The following is a 13,748-nucleotide window of genomic DNA, read 5'->3' on the forward strand; positions in this document are numbered from 1 at the left end:
CTCTACACCGGGCCGCGGCGGGATCAGGCGAACGGCAGGCCCCGCCACGGCGAGGACGCGTCCTGGGTGAGCACCCGGTGCAGATGCACCGTCTCCGCGTACGCGGCACCGAACCAGCCGTTGTCGAAGGCCAGCACCCGGCCCAGCGCGTAGCCCGCGGCGAACTCCTCCCACGAGCCGTACACCTCCCCGGCCCGTGCCGCGGCCCGCTGGACCGCCTGCTCGGCCTGCGGCGGCGCGCACAGCCGGGCGCCCAGGCCCCACCGGACCAGGGCCACGGCATGGGCGAGGTCCAGCGCCACCACGGACACCACCTGGCCGCCGGCCGGCAGCAGCCCGTCGGCACGGAACCGCTCCTCGTACCGGGTCACCAGCTCGGGCAGGCCCGGCGCGGCAGTGAGGCCGGCGGCGGCCGGCGCGGCGTCCGCCGCCTCCCGTTCCCCGTGCCCGTCCCCGTCCCCGCCGTCCGCGCCGCGCCGGTCCGCCCGGGCGCGCAGCGCCGCCTCGGCGTCCGCCGGCGCGAACCGGCCCGCCAGCAGCTCCTCCAGGCGCTGCTGCCAGCCCACCGGATCGGTCACCGACCACTGCTCGCGCAGCGTCGCGGCATCCGCCGCCGGGTCGAGGAACGCGGTCCCCAGCTCGTTCCAGGGCACGCTGTGGTGCACCGCCAGCGGTGCGCCGCACGCCAGCCCCCGCGCCACCGGCCCGTGCAGCGGACCGCCGAAGTGCGTGACCAGCAGCCCGCCCGGCCGCACCCCGACCTGGGCCCGGATCCGCAGCCAGCCGGCCCGGTGGGCGGGCGTGGCCGCCAGGTACGCGGCGCACGGCGTGCCCGGATTGACCGCCAGCCGCCACTTGTCGTTCGGCCAGTCCTGCGCCAGCTCCTCCAGCGACACCCGGTCGAAGAACTGCTGCGGCTGCCACGGCGGCAGCATGCCGCGGGTCAGGACGGGGATGCACGTCCCGCCCACCGCCGGATCGTCGTAGACGGGCAGCGGGTCCTGACCCTGCTGCGGGGCCGCCAGATACAGGTCCTCGCCCGCGATCGCGGCGACCTGTCCGTCCCCGTCACCACGCGCCGTCGCTTCGCACAGCCGCCGCTCGGTGTCCGTCGGCGGCATCCATCCAGGAGTTGCCACGGCTCCGACCCTACGATCACCGCCGCGCGCCGTGGACTTCGGGGTTGCCGGCCCGGCAAGGCCGCTTGCGACCCCGACCCGACGGCCCGGCCGGGGTCTTCAGCCCTGGTTCAGCGGATTCGGGGTGATCACGGCGAAGGTGGCGCCCTGCGGGTCCGTCACCACGGCCATCCGGCCGGCCATCATGTCGAACGGCTGCTGGAGCGCCGCACCGCCGGCCGCGGTCACCTTCTCGACCGTCCGGTCGGTGTCCGCCACCGAGAAGTACGCCAGCCAGTGCGACGGCGTATCGGGCGCCATCTGCTCGGACATCGGCTGCATCCCGCCCACGGCACGGTCGTGCACCTTGAGCGCGTAATAGTTGTCAGCCCCTTGCAGGGGGACGTCCTCGATGCCCAGCGCGGCCCGGTAGAAGGCGGCCGCGGCGGAACGGTCGGTGGTGTTGAGCTCGTTCCAGATCAGCGCGCCGTGCTCGTTGACGATGCCCGCGCCGGGGAAGTCGACGGCCTGCCAGACGCCGAACACCGCGCCCGTCGGATCGGCCGCGATGCACATCCGGCCGAGCGACATCACGTCCGTGACGGGCATCAGGATCGTGCCGCCGGCCTTGCTGACCGCCTCCGCTGCGGTGTCCGCGTCGTCGGCCGCGAGATAGGTCGTCCACACCGTGGGCGGCGGAGGCTGGTTGTCCATCGCGATCGCGGCCATGATGCCGGCCACCGGCCTGTCCTTCAGCCGGCACACCGCGTAACCGCCGGTCTCGGGAGGCCCGATCTCACCGGTCCAGCCGAAGACGCTCGCGTAGAAATCGATGGCGGCCTGCTGGTCGGGGGCCGCGAGGTCGACCCAGCAGGGGGTCCCGGGCTGGTAGGGAGAGGTGACGTCGGGCATCGTGGCCTCCTCGGGGGCAGGGGCGGTCCGGGCCGCGCGAACCGCCCGCCGGGTGCGCCCGGGAGACGCCGCACGCTCATCCCTCCACACTTCCTGCCGTCCGCCGACCCCGCCACTCGGGCCGGAGGGCACGCCACACGGCGCCGCCCGGGAGTCCGGGAGGCGCCGTGTGCGCGGGGCTCAGGCGACGTCGAACGTGGCCGGGTCCGGGCCGAGGCGCTCGCCGGTGTCCAGCCCGGCCAGCGTCGCGAGGTCGTCACCGTCCAGCTCGAAGCCGAACACGTCGATGTTCTCGACGATCCGCGAGGGGGTGACGGACTTCGGGATGACGACATTGCCGATCTGGAGGTGCCAGCGCAGCACCACCTGGGCCGGCGTCCTGCCGTGCTTGGCGGCGATCCGGCCGATGGTCGGGTCGTCGAGGAGGCCCCGGCCCTGGCCGAGCGGCGACCAGGCCTCGGTGGCGATGCCGTGCCGGGCGTGGAAGGCGCGGGACTCCTCCTGCTGGAGATGCGGGTGCAGCTCGATCTGGTTGACGGCCGGGACGACGGAGGTCTCGCCCAGCAGCCGCTCCAGGTGCCCGGGGAGGAAGTTCGAGACGCCGATGGCCTTGGCGCGGCCGTCGGCGAGGATCTTCTCGAACGCCTTGTACGTCTCGGTGTACGCGTCCTTGGAGGGGACCGGCCAGTGGATGAGGTAGAGGTCCACGTACTCCAGGCCGAGCTTGGTCAGCGAGGCGTCGAAGGCGCGGAGCGCCGCGTCGTAGCCCTGGTCGGAGTTCCACAGCTTGGTCGTGACGAACAGCTCGTCCCGGGGGATGCCCGAGGCGGCGAGCGCCTTGCCCGTGCCCTCTTCGTTGCCGTAGATCGCCGCGGTGTCGATGCTGCGGTAACCGGCGTCCAGGGCCTGGCCGACGGCGGTGAACGCCTGGTCGTCCTCGACCTGCCAGACGCCGAAGCCGAGCTGCGGCATGGCGATGCCGTTGTTGAGCGTGATGGACGGAACCTTGCTCACGGGGGGATCGGTCCTTACGTCGACGTTCGTGTTCCGAATCGTTCAACGATCATCCGCCCCGGCGCATTCCCGCGCACGCCGGCCGTGAGTTCGCCGAGAGTGAAGCTCCCCGCGCAGAGCACCACCACCCCGGCGAACAGCTCCAGCGCACCCACCAGGCCGGGCAGCCCGCCGGAGACCGCCGGCGCACCGGGGGAGAGGCCGTCGGCCACCGCCCGGCCCAGCCACAGGCAACCGCCGCACGCGAACGCCGACGCCCCGCCCGTCCAGGCCAGGGCGAGCGGCACCCGCACCCGCAGCCGGGGCCCGAGCCGCGGGAGGACCAGGAGCAGCAGCCCGGCCGCGCCGGCGAGCGAGAGCAGGCCCTGCGACCAGTCCGCCGCGGCGCTCAGCACCGTACGCCCGGCCGCGTCACCCGCCGGCACCCCGAGCGTCGAGCCCGCGCCCCACAGCACCCGCACCCCGCCCAGTACGGCGAGCAGCACCGCCGCGGGCACCAGGAAGATCCGCTGCAGCGCCCGGCTGCCGGTGTCCGGCAGCGCGTCCACCGGGCGCCGCAGCAGACCGCCCCACCGCTGGTGCGCGTACACCGCGAAGGCGCCGAGCAGGGTCACGCCCTCCACGAGGAAGCCGCCGTAGACCACCCCGAAGACCCACGGCGCGAGGAAGTCCCCGGCCGCCAGCGGATTCGGCCGGCCCGTCAGGAGACCGGCGACGCTGCCGCCCACCAGCCCCGTCAGCAGCGGCACCAGCAGCCCGGAGGCCATCCACAGCGGGAAGGCCAGCAGCCAGGCCGGGGCACGCCGGCCGCCCGGGCGGGTCAGGGTGTGCGCCACCGCCGCCGCGACCGCGTCGAGCAGGAAGGTGAAGAGGTTGGCCGCGAACCAGGCGGCGCGGCCGATGCGGTGGTTGTCGACCACACCGACGTCGAAACCCAGCACCCACAGCAGTTTGAGCGCCAGATAGGGCAGGCAGGCGACGACCGCGATCCGGCCGAGGAGGGGGAGACGGCGAGAGTCCATGCGGCGGAGTCTGCTGCGCCGCCGGCCCGCGGGTCCTCGTGCCCGGGACCGATCCGGCTCCGCCGCACGGGGGAGCCGGGCCGGGCCGACCCCCCCGGCCCGGGACGCCTCAGCCCTTGTACAGCGCGTCCACCTCCACCGAGTACGCCGTCTCGATCGCCTTGCGCTTGAGCTTCAGCGACGGCGTCAGCAGCCCGTGCTCCTCGGTGAACTGGTGGGCCAGTATCCGGAACGTACGGATCGACTCGGCCTGCGAGACCAGCGTGTTGGCGGCCACCACGGCGCGCCGGATCTCGGTCTCCAGGTCCGGGTCGCGCACCAGGTCCGACGGCGGCATCTCCGGCTTGCCGCGCATGGTCAGCCAGTGCGCGACGGCCTCCGGGTCGAGGGTGACCAGCGCGGCGATGAACGGCCGGTCGTTGCCGACGACGATGCACTGCGCGACCAGCGGATGCGCCCGCACCCGTTCCTCCAGGGACACCGGCGAGACCGTCTTGCCACCGGAGGTGACCAGCACCTCCTTCTTCCGGCCGGTGATCGTCAGATACCCGTCCTCGTCGAGGGCGCCCAGGTCACCGGTGGAGAACCAGCCGTCGTGCAGCACCGCGTCGGTCGCCTTGGGGTCGTTGTGGTAGCCGTGGAAGACCTGCCCGCCGTACAGCCAGATCTCGCCGTCCTCCGCGATGTGCACGGTCGTGCCGGGGACGGGCGTGCCGACCGTGCCGAAGCGGGTCCGCTCGGGCGGGTTGGCGGTGGCCGCCGCGGTGCTCTCCGTCAGGCCGTAGCCTTCGAAGATCCGCACCCCGGCACCGGCGAAGAACAGCCCGAGCCGGCGCCCCATCGCCGAGCCGCCGGACATCGCGTGCCGCACCCGGCCGCCCATCGCCGTACGGACCTTGCTGTAGACCAGCTTGTCGAAGAGCTGGTGCTGCATCCGCAGGGAGGCGCCGGGGCCCGGGCCGGTGCCGAACGCCTTGTTCTCCTGCGCCTCGGCGTAACGGACCGCGATCTCCACGGCCTTGTCGAACGGCCCGACCTTGCCCTCCGCCTCGGCCTTCCGCCGGGCCGCGGCGAAGACCTTCTCGAAGATGTACGGCACCGCCAGGATGAACGTCGGCTGGAAGGTCTGCAGGTCGGGCAGGAGCGCCCGGGCCGCCAGCTCGGGCTGGTGGCCCAGCTTGACCCGGCCGCGGACCGCGGCGACCTGCACCATCCGCCCGAAGACGTGCGCCAGCGGCAGGAACAGCAGGGTCGCCGCCTCGTCGTTCGGCTTCGAGGTGAAGACCGTCTCGTAGCGCATGACGATGTTGTCGGACTCGGCCATGAAATTGGCGTGGGTGATCACACAGCCCTTGGGTCGGCCGGTGGTGCCCGAGGTGTAGATGATCGTCGCGGTGGCGTCCGGGGTGACCGCCATCCGGTGGCGGTGCACCACGTCGTCGTCGATGTGCGCACCCGCCGCGGTCAGTTCGGCCACCGGGTCGGCGTCCAGCTGCCACAGCTTGCGCAGCTGCGGGAGCCGGTCGATGACCGAGCCGACGGTCATCGCGTGGTCCTCGTGCTCCACCAGGCACGCCGAGACGCCCGCGTTGTGCAGCATCCAGAAGACCTGCTCGGCGGAGGACGTCGGATACAGCGGCACGGACTGGACGCCGATCGACCACAGCGCGAAGTCGAACAGGGTCCACTCATAGCGCGTGCGGGACATGATGCCGACCCGATCACCGAACCGGACGCCCTGCGCGAGCAGGCCCTTGGCCAGCGCGATCACCTCGTCCCGGAACTGGGCGGCGGTGACGTCCTGCCAGTTCCCCGCGTCGTCCTTGCGGGCCAGCGCGACGCGTCCGGGATCGGCCTCGGCGTTGTCGTACACGGCATCCGCCAGCCCGCCGACCCGGGGCGCGGTCGCCAGAGGGGGGACGGTGAACTCGCGCAATGACCTAGCTCCTCGTGGTGTTGCTCACAAGGCCGCGACCGTACCCCACGGGGACGAGGTCCGGCAGGCCCCTGCCATGGCGCGCAGGTGTCCCCGCGGGAACGCGCCAAGAGGAGAAAACGGATGACTTCGGAGAAGCAGGGACACGATCCGGGCTGTTCAACGCCGTACGATCACGACGCCGGGACCATATCTGCACCAAATCTCTGCACCTGACACCGGATCACCCGCGCTGTTCGCGGAACATCCGTGGTCAGGCCGTTACGGAAGCTGCAGCCGGTCGCCGCCGGCCAGGATCGCCTCGGCCAGTGCCTCCGCCGGACCCCGGGCCGCGCGATCGCGCCGCCCATGGAGAAGAGCGAAATCCACGCCTCCCAGTTCCGGCAGACCCGACCGTGGCGGAATCTGAACCAGGCCTGGCGGGATCATGCCCTTGGTATGCGCCATAACGCCCAGACCTGCCCGGGTTGCGGCGATCAGCCCGTTGAGGCTTCCGCTGGTGCAGGAGATCCGCCACTCCCGGCCCTGCCGCTCCAGCGCCTCCAGCGCCCGGGCCCGGGTCACCGCGGGCGGCGGGAAGACCACCAGCGGGACCGGCCGCTGCGGATCCAGCCGCAGCCGCTCGGCGCCCACCCACACCAGCCGGTCGCGCCACACCAGCCGGCCGCCGGTCTCCTCCGGTCGCCGCTTGGCGAGCACGAGATCCAGTCGCCCGGCCGCCAGCAGCTCGTGCAGCGTGCCCGACAGCTCCACGGTCAGCTCCAGATCGACCTCGGGGTGGTCCCGCCGGAACCCTTCGAGGACCTCCGGCAGCCGGGTCAGCACGAAGTCCTCGGACGCGCCGAACCGCAGCCGCCCGCGCAGCCGGGTCCCCGCGAAGAAGCTCGCGGCCCGCTCGTTCGCCTCCAGGATCGTGCGCGCGAACCCGAGCATCGCCTCGCCGTCCTCGGTCAGCTCCACGCCGTGGGTGTCCCGGACGAACAGCCGCCGCCCGGCCGCCTCCTCCAGCTTCCGCACGTGCTGGCTCGCGGTGGACTGCCGCAGTCCGATCCGCTGCGCGGCCTGCGTGAAGCTGAGCGTCTGCGCCACCGCCAGGAAGGTGCGCAGCTGCATGGGCTCGAACATGACGCCTCCAGGGGACGGGGGCGGCCGGCGCCCGGGGATCAGGGACCCGCACACCATCGGGCCACCGGGCCCATCGCAATCCGAGCCCCATCGCGATCCATGATGACAGTGACCACGGTAAGAGGGCTTCCCGATCGCCGCACTGCCCGGCACCCTGGACGGGGCACCGTCCGCCCCGCACCGCCCGCCAGCCGCCGGACCACCGAAGAGAGACCATGCGCCGCCCTTTGCCCAAGCCGCCCTCGTGGCTGCCCGTGGACGGTTACATCCTGGCGCTGGTCGGCACCGTCGCCCTGGCCGCACTGCTGCCCGCCCGCGGACCGGCCGCCACGGTCGCCGACGGCGCCTCCACCGGAGCCGTCGGGCTCCTCTTCTTCCTCTACGGCGCCCGGCTCTCCACCCGCGAGGCGATGGCCGGCCTGCGTCACTGGCGGCTCCACCTGACCGTCCTGGCCTGCACCTTCGCCGTCTTCCCGGTGCTCGGCCTGGCCGCCCGCGGGCTCGTCCCGTACGTCCTGCCGCCCGCCCTCTACACCGGGCTGCTGTTCCTGTGCCTGGTCCCCTCGACGGTCCAGTCGTCGATCGCCTTCACCTCCCTCGCCCGCGGCAACGTCGCGGCCGCGATCTGCGCCGGCTCCTTCTCCAGCCTCGTCGGCATCGTCGTCACCCCGCTGCTCGCCGGGCTGGTGCTGCACGGGGACGGCGGCGGGTTCTCGGCCGGCTCGCTGGTCTCGATCGTCTGCCAGCTGCTGCTCCCGTTCCTGGCCGGGCAGCTGCTGCGCCGCTGGATCGGGCCGTTCCTCACCCGCCGCAAGAAGGCCCTCGGCTACGTGGACCGCGGCTCGATACTCCTCGTCGTCTACAGCGCCTTCAGCACCGGGATGGTCCAGGGCATCTGGCACCAGGTCTCGCCGCTGCGGCTGCTGTGCCTGCTGGGCGTGGAGGCCGTGCTGCTCGCGGTGATGCTGACCGGGACGTCGTACGGCGCGCGCCGGCTCGGCTTCGGCCGCGCGGACCGGATCGCGATCACCTTCGCCGGGTCCAAGAAGAGCCTGGCGGCCGGTCTGCCGATGGCCAGCGTGCTGTTCGGCGCCCAGGCCGGCCTGGCGGTGCTGCCGCTGATGCTCTTCCACCAGATGCAGCTGATGGTGTGTGCGGTGGTGGCCCGGCGGTGGGGCGCGGAACCGGAACCGGAGCCGCGGCGGGAGGGCGATCCCGCCGCGGCGGCCGAGGGCGGCAGTTACCTGCCCGGCCCGGTCACCCGGTCCAACGACAGCCCCAGCACCAGCGGCGCGGGCACCGAGGCGTCGTCCTCGCGGACGCCGGACAGCTCCGCGTCGGTCAGCGCCCGGCGGTAGACCCGCACCTCGTCCAGCGCGCCGGTGAACTGCGCGCGGGCGTCCGGCTTCTGGCCGAGGTGGACGCCGAAGACCGAACCACGGCTGACCGACCCCGGGACGTCGGGGACGACGGTGGTCTCGGTGCCGTCGACGGTGAGCAGCAGGCGGCCGCCGGTGCGGCGCAGCGCCAGATGGTGCCAGTCGCCGTCGTTGTAGGCATCGTTGGTGAGGGCCTGGGCGGTGGCGGCCGGCTGGGCGCCGTCGACGGCGGTGAGCCGGGCGACGATCCTGCCGTTCGCCGGATCGCCCTCCAGCGCGACCTGGGGCGCCCTGGTGCCCACGCCGCCCATCCACAGCAGCGGCTGCTCCCCGGTCCCGGCCTCGTAGCGGAACCACAGGCTGCAGGTGAAGTCGTGCGTGCCCAGCGGGAGGGAGGTGCGGAACGGCAGGCGTACGGCGTCGTCCTTGCCGTCGAAGTCGAGCGCCCCGCCGAACCGGCCGTCGGTGCGCCGCGGACCGCCGAGGACGAGCGCGGGCCGGGCGCCGGGGGCGGTGTCGCGGGTCGTCGGGTCGGGGCCGCGGCGCGGGCCGAGCCACTCCTCGGTGAAGCGGACGAAGCGGATCTCGTCCCGGGCGTCGACCCGGCCGCCCTCGTACATCAGGCCGGTGACGTCGGGGGAGGCGGCGACCAGGTCCGAGTAGCCGGACCAGTCGGTGGTGACCCGGGCACCCCGGTCGACGCCCTCCCAGGTGCGGCCCTCGTCCCAGGAGGAGCGGATGGTCATGGTCCGGCGGCGGTCGGGGTCGGCGGGCGCGGCGAAGAGGGTGCGGCTGCGGCCGCCGGCGGCGGACGAGTGCGGCAGGCGCAGCGCGGAGGCCTGCACCATCGGCGTGTAGAGGTCGGGGAGGGCGCGGAACGGGGCGGCGAAGGAGTCGCCGCCGTCGCGGCTGACCGCCCACGTCCGATGTCCCAGGTCCGTGCCGTCCTGTTCGCGGCCGTTGACGTAGATCGCGCCGTCGGAGCGTTCCAGCAGCGTCATCTCCGAGGGCTTCTGCCGGAAGGTGCCGTCCGCGGCGATCGGCCAGGTGTCGAGCGCGCCGACCTTCCAGGTGTCCCCGTCGTCGTCGCTGTGGACCAGGGCGGCGTGGTTGGCGGTGACCCGGTTGCCCGCGTAGCTCTCGGCGTTGATGCCGAAGACCAGCCGGCCCGCGTGCCGCCCGCGGGTGAGCTGGATGCCGTGCACGGGGCCGGTGGCGTACCAGGAATTCCACTGCGCAGGTCGGATGTCGGACGTCAGATCACGCGGCGCGGACCAGGTGGCGCCGTCGTCGTCGCTGTACTGGAGGTGCGGGGTGCGATCGCACGGCACGTCGCAGCTGAGGCCGTCGGTACGGCCCTTGTTGTACGTCTCGGCGAGGACGATGCGGCCGGTACGGCGGTCCACGACGGGCGCCGGGTTGCCGTGGGTGTCGCCGCCGCCGCGGTTGACGACCTGGAGCGGGCCCCAGGTGCGGCCGCCGTCGGTGGAGCGTTTGAGGACGAGGTCGATGTCGCCGGAGTCGCCGCAGTCGTGCCGCCGGCCCTCGGCGAAGGCGAGCAGGGTGCCGTGGGTGGACCTGACCACGGCCGGTATCCGGAAGCAGAAGTAGCCCTGTTCCTGGGCGGCCTTGAAGAGGACCTGCTGTTCGAAGCCGCCGGCCGGCGGCGCTGCCACGGCGGAACCGGGCGCGTCCGACGCCGCGTCAGGCGCGGCCTGGGCGGGGGAGTTCGGCAGGAGGGAGAGGGCCGCGGCGGTCAGCGCGGAGAGCAGGAGGGCGGCGCGGCGGCGCCTGGATCTGCGGCGGGGGCTGGGGTGTGCGCGGAGAACTGACGTCATGGTCCGGCCTGCCCTTCGAGGGATCGGCGGTCGGGTCATCAGGACATCCCACGTCCTATGTGCATCCCTGACGGAAGCTACTGCCGCGTGCGGACCGCGACAAGGAGCGTGCGACGGTTCTCCCTGCCCCAGCCGGAATTCACCCGCCCGGCCGCACCTGCCCCGCTCTCCGCCCCGCCCTCCGGGCCGTGCATCCGCCGCCCTCCCGGCCTGCGAGCTCGCCGGTCGCCGGTGCTCACGGCCGCAGCACGACCTTGCCGAGGTTGGTCCGGCCCTCGATGATCTCGTGCGCCTTCGCGGCGTCCGCCAGCGGGAGTTCGGCATGGACCACGGCCCGCAGCCGCCCGGAACCGGCCAGTTCCCACAGCTGCTCGCGGTGGGCCTCGTACCGCTCCCGGTGGACGGTGGTGAACCGGCGCATGGTCAGCCCGATGACGGTCCTGGAACCGGCCAGCAGCTCGTACGCCGGGATCGTCCCGCCACCGGAGTTGAAGAAGACCAGCCGGCCGCCCTCGGCCACCGCGGCCAGCGCCCACGGCAGCACCTCACCGCCCACGCCGTCCAGCACCACGTCCACCGGTTCGCCCCAGGACTCCTGGTCGTACGTCACCACCTCGTCGGCGCCCAGGCCGTACAGGAACTCCGCCTTGGCGGCCGAACTGACGGCGGCCACCACGCGCGGCACCCCCTGCAACTTGGCCAGTTGGACCGCGAGGTGCCCGGTGCCGCTGGCCGCACCGGTGATCAGCACCGACTCGGCGCCCTGCGGGTTCGCGGTGCTCAGTGCGGCGAGCGCGACATGCCCGCTGCGCACCAGCGCCACCGCCTCCACCGCGCTCGCCCCGTCCGGTATCCGGCTCGCCAGGAAGGCGGGCGCCAGGGCGAGTTCGGTGTACGAGCCGGTGAGGGTGACCGAGGTGACGCGGTCGCCCACGGCGAAGCCGGTGACGTCCGGACCGAGCGCGACGACCTCGCCGGCGATCTCCCCGCCGGGCATCGAGGGCAGCGGATCGCCGCCGCCCTTGCCGTCGCCGCGCACCCGCCGCACGCACGGCAGCGTGACGCCGATCGCCTCGGTGCGGACCAGGAGTTCACCGGGACCGGGCACCGGCGCCTCGGCCTCCTCGACGCGCAGGACCTCGGGACCGCCGTAGGAATGGAATCGGACTCGGCGCATGGGCCGGCACCTCCAGGAGAGTCGGCCGACGAGCGCCGGCCGGTTTCATTGGGTGCCCCAACGATAACCACAAACCGTGGGGGGTGCCAACGTTTTTTCGTTGGTGCTCCCCACGGAATTCGCTACGGTGGTCCCATGTCCGACGACACCCCGTACGCCCCCAGCCGTATCCGCGCCCTCCCCAGCTGGCTGCTCGGCCGCGCCGCGGCCCGCGGCCACCGCCTGGTCGCCGACGCCCTCGCCACCGAGGGCATGCGGATGATGCACCACGCCGTCCTGTCGGCGGTCGACGAGCTCGGCCCGGTCTCCCAGGCGGAACTCGGCCGGACCGTCGGCATCGACCCCAAGGACATGGTCACGCTGGTCAACGACCTGCAGAGGGACGGACTGGTCACCCGCACCCCCGACCCCAAGGACCGGCGCAAGAACGCCGTCGAGATCTCCACCACCGGCAGACAGCGGCTCCGCCGCACCCAGCAGCTCGGCGATCAGGCCAACGCGGAACTCACCGCGTCCCTGACCCCCGACGAACGCGCCCAGCTGATCACCCTGCTCGGCAAGATCGCCGCGCCGGACCGGTGACCGGCCTCAGCCCGTCGCGGCCGTCGCCGGCAGCGCGAGGCGGTGCTCACCCGCGTACACGTTCATCGACGCACCCCGCAGAAAGCCCACCAGGGTCAGACCCGTCTCGGCCGCCAGGTCCACGGCCAGCGACGAGGGCGCCGAGACCGCGGCCAGCACCGGAATCCCCGCCATCACGGCCTTCTGCGCCAGCTCGAACGACGCCCGGCCCGAAACCAGCAGAACCGCCCGGGAGAGCGGCAGTTGCCCGTTCTGCAGCGCCCGGCCGATCAGCTTGTCGACGGCGTTGTGCCGCCCCACGTCCTCCCGTATGTCGAGCAGCTCGCCGTCCTCGCTGAACAGGGCCGCCGCATGCAGCCCCCCGGTCCGGTCGAAGACCCGCTGGGCCGCCCGCAGCCGGTCGGGAAGTCCGGCCAGCAGCTCCGGCGCCAGCCGTAGCGGCGGGGCGTCGTCGATCGGCCAGCGGGCCGTCGTACGCACCGCGTCCAGACTCGCCTTGCCGCACAGTCCGCAGGACGAGGTCGTGTAGACGTTCCGCTCAAGGGTGATGTCGGGGAGGATCACGCCCGGCGCGGTCTTCACGTCCACCACGTTGTACGTGTTCGCGCCGTCCGCCGTGGCGCCCGCGCAGTACAGGATGTTCTGCAGATCGCCGGCGCCGCCCAGCACCCCCTCGCTGACCAGGAATCCCGCCGCCAGCGCGAAGTCGTCGCCCGGGGTGCGCATGGTGATCGCCAGCGGCTTCCCGTTCAGCCGGATCTCCAGGGGTTCCTCGGCGACGAGCGTGTCCGGACGGGTGGAGACCGCCCCGTCCCGGATGCGGATGACCTTGCGTCGCTCCGTGACTCGTCCCATGTCGTCCTCAGTCCCGGTTCGGTATGTGCTGGTGGTCGAAGCGCTTCACGACCTCATTGTCCTGCACGACGCACCCCGGCCGTGAACGCACGGACGCCTGGCGGCGACCGACCACGTCCCGGGTGGTCCGATCCGCGAGACCGTACCCGGCCGGCGCCCCTCGGCCGGGTAATCTGCATCCGATCACCAGCGAAGTACCGACGATGGCGAGAGGCACATGAGCGAAGGGACACCGGCGGCCGGCGAAGCGGCCAGCGTCGCCGACCAGGCAGCCCGTGAGCAACTGCGCTATCTGCGCGGCAGCATCGACAACCTCGACGCCGCGCTGGTGCATCTGCTCGCCGAGCGCTTCAAGTGCACCCAGCAGGTCGGCGAACTCAAGGCCCGGCACAGCCTGCCGCCCGCCGACCCGGCCCGCGAGGCGGCCCAGATCGAGCGCCTGCGCCGCCTGGCCGAGGACGCCCGGCTGGACCCGGCGTTCGCGGAGAAGTTCCTCAACTTCATCATCGATGAAGTGGTCCGCCACCATAAGGCGATCGCCCGACAGAACCACGCGTGACGTTGCGCGTGGCTTTTGCCGCCCACGTACCTGGCTGTCCCGCCGCGGGGCGCTGCGCTTTGCGGCGCCTCCCACGTACCCGTCTCTCCCGCCGCGGGTCTTGCTCGCCGTTGCGCCTGCGGCGGGCTGGGTGGTTGTTGGGTGCGGTGACGGGCCTCCGGGGCCGGTTGTGTGGACTGCTGACGCTTTACGTCCACACAACCGGCCCCTCCGGCCCGTCCCCTCCCGTGA

At 73.1% G+C, this 13,748-nt stretch carries 12 protein-coding genes; 3 read left to right on the plus strand and 9 right to left on the minus strand.

Annotated elements, in window-relative coordinates:
• Window positions 1–23 precede the first annotated feature (23 nt).
• The 6 genes from V2J85_RS33525 to V2J85_RS33550 all read right to left on the minus strand — a co-directional run bounded on the left by V2J85_RS33525 (window position 24) and on the right by V2J85_RS33550 (window position 7,127).
• Complete coding sequence (locus V2J85_RS33525; protein ID WP_419836859.1) at window positions 24–1,121, minus strand: DUF1266 domain-containing protein; 1,098 nt, start codon at window positions 1,119–1,121, stop codon at window positions 24–26.
• A 117-nt stretch (window positions 1,122–1,238) separates the two neighbouring features.
• On the minus strand, window positions 1,239–2,030 hold the full coding sequence (locus tag V2J85_RS33530) for a VOC family protein (RefSeq protein WP_261954805.1): 792 nt from the start codon (window positions 2,028–2,030) through the stop codon (window positions 1,239–1,241).
• 180 nt (window positions 2,031–2,210) lie between these two features.
• Window positions 2,211–3,044 carry an aldo/keto reductase gene (locus tag V2J85_RS33535; RefSeq protein ID WP_315975434.1) on the minus strand — a complete coding sequence of 278 codons (834 nt, stop codon included), beginning with the start codon at window positions 3,042–3,044 and terminating at the stop codon, window positions 2,211–2,213.
• Window positions 3,045–3,058: 14 nt separating this feature from the next.
• The gene (locus tag V2J85_RS33540; RefSeq protein WP_330823675.1) at window positions 3,059–4,066 is read right to left on the minus strand and encodes a hypothetical protein; all 1,008 of its coding nucleotides are present in this window, start codon (window positions 4,064–4,066) and stop codon (window positions 3,059–3,061) included.
• Between the two features lie 109 nt (window positions 4,067–4,175).
• Window positions 4,176–6,002: an AMP-dependent synthetase/ligase gene (locus V2J85_RS33545; protein WP_261954803.1), complete on the minus strand. Its 1,827-nt coding sequence runs from the start codon at window positions 6,000–6,002 to the stop codon at window positions 4,176–4,178.
• Between the two features lie 261 nt (window positions 6,003–6,263).
• Window positions 6,264–7,127, minus strand: coding sequence for a LysR family transcriptional regulator (locus V2J85_RS33550; protein WP_261954802.1), 864 nt, complete (start codon window positions 7,125–7,127; stop codon window positions 6,264–6,266).
• 215 nt (window positions 7,128–7,342) lie between these two features.
• Here V2J85_RS33550 and V2J85_RS33555 point away from each other — a divergent pair, with 215 nt between their 5' ends.
• Window positions 7,343–8,485, plus strand: coding sequence for a bile acid:sodium symporter family protein (locus tag V2J85_RS33555; protein WP_330823676.1), 1,143 nt, complete (start codon window positions 7,343–7,345; stop codon window positions 8,483–8,485).
• On the opposite strand, the gene V2J85_RS33560 is transcribed toward V2J85_RS33555, so the two are convergent.
• Both V2J85_RS33560 and V2J85_RS33565 read right to left on the minus strand, forming a co-directional pair.
• Complete coding sequence (locus tag V2J85_RS33560) at window positions 8,368–10,344, minus strand: sialidase family protein (RefSeq protein ID WP_330823677.1); 1,977 nt, start codon at window positions 10,342–10,344, stop codon at window positions 8,368–8,370. The genes V2J85_RS33555 and V2J85_RS33560 overlap by 118 nt on opposite strands.
• 235 nt (window positions 10,345–10,579) lie before the next feature.
• Window positions 10,580–11,521 carry a quinone oxidoreductase family protein gene (locus tag V2J85_RS33565; protein ID WP_330823678.1) on the minus strand — a complete coding sequence of 314 codons (942 nt, stop codon included), beginning with the start codon at window positions 11,519–11,521 and terminating at the stop codon, window positions 10,580–10,582.
• 135 nt (window positions 11,522–11,656) lie between these two features.
• Here V2J85_RS33565 and V2J85_RS33570 point away from each other — a divergent pair, with 135 nt between their 5' ends.
• The gene (locus tag V2J85_RS33570) at window positions 11,657–12,103 is read left to right on the plus strand and encodes a MarR family winged helix-turn-helix transcriptional regulator (RefSeq protein WP_330823679.1); all 447 of its coding nucleotides are present in this window, start codon (window positions 11,657–11,659) and stop codon (window positions 12,101–12,103) included.
• 6 nt (window positions 12,104–12,109) lie between these two features.
• Here V2J85_RS33570 and fdhD read toward each other — a convergent pair whose 3' ends face one another.
• Window positions 12,110–12,958 (minus strand): formate dehydrogenase accessory sulfurtransferase FdhD, encoded by an 849-nt coding sequence (gene fdhD, locus V2J85_RS33575; RefSeq protein ID WP_330823680.1) that lies wholly within the window; start codon window positions 12,956–12,958, stop codon window positions 12,110–12,112.
• 217 nt (window positions 12,959–13,175) lie between these two features.
• Here fdhD and V2J85_RS33580 point away from each other — a divergent pair, with 217 nt between their 5' ends.
• On the plus strand, window positions 13,176–13,517 hold the full coding sequence (locus tag V2J85_RS33580) for a chorismate mutase (protein WP_261954796.1): 342 nt from the start codon (window positions 13,176–13,178) through the stop codon (window positions 13,515–13,517).
• Window positions 13,518–13,748: the final 231 nt, after the last annotated feature.

This window comes from Streptomyces bugieae (genome assembly GCF_036352915.1).
Taxonomy (GTDB): domain Bacteria; phylum Actinomycetota; class Actinomycetes; order Streptomycetales; family Streptomycetaceae; genus Streptomyces; species Streptomyces endophytica.

Excerpts from the sequence above, each read along its gene's own strand:
- V2J85_RS33540 (WP_330823675.1), bottom strand. The coding sequence starts at position 4,066 with ATGGACTCTCGCCGTCTCCCCCTCCTCGGCCGGATCGCGGTCGTCGCC.
- V2J85_RS33555 (WP_330823676.1), top strand. The coding sequence starts at position 7,343 with ATGCGCCGCCCTTTGCCCAAGCCGCCCTCGTGGCTGCCCGTGGACGGT.
- V2J85_RS33525 (WP_419836859.1), bottom strand. The coding sequence starts at position 1,121 with ATGCCGCCGACGGACACCGAGCGGCGGCTGTGCGAAGCGACGGCGCGT.
- V2J85_RS33560 (WP_330823677.1), bottom strand. The coding sequence starts at position 10,344 with ATGACGTCAGTTCTCCGCGCACACCCCAGCCCCCGCCGCAGATCCAGG.
- V2J85_RS33530 (WP_261954805.1), bottom strand. The coding sequence starts at position 2,030 with ATGCCCGACGTCACCTCTCCCTACCAGCCCGGGACCCCCTGCTGGGTC.
- V2J85_RS33580 (WP_261954796.1), top strand. The coding sequence starts at position 13,176 with ATGAGCGAAGGGACACCGGCGGCCGGCGAAGCGGCCAGCGTCGCCGAC.
- V2J85_RS33565 (WP_330823678.1), bottom strand. The coding sequence starts at position 11,521 with ATGCGCCGAGTCCGATTCCATTCCTACGGCGGTCCCGAGGTCCTGCGC.
- fdhD (WP_330823680.1), bottom strand. The coding sequence starts at position 12,958 with ATGGGACGAGTCACGGAGCGACGCAAGGTCATCCGCATCCGGGACGGG.
- V2J85_RS33570 (WP_330823679.1), top strand. The coding sequence starts at position 11,657 with ATGTCCGACGACACCCCGTACGCCCCCAGCCGTATCCGCGCCCTCCCC.
- V2J85_RS33550 (WP_261954802.1), bottom strand. The coding sequence starts at position 7,127 with ATGTTCGAGCCCATGCAGCTGCGCACCTTCCTGGCGGTGGCGCAGACG.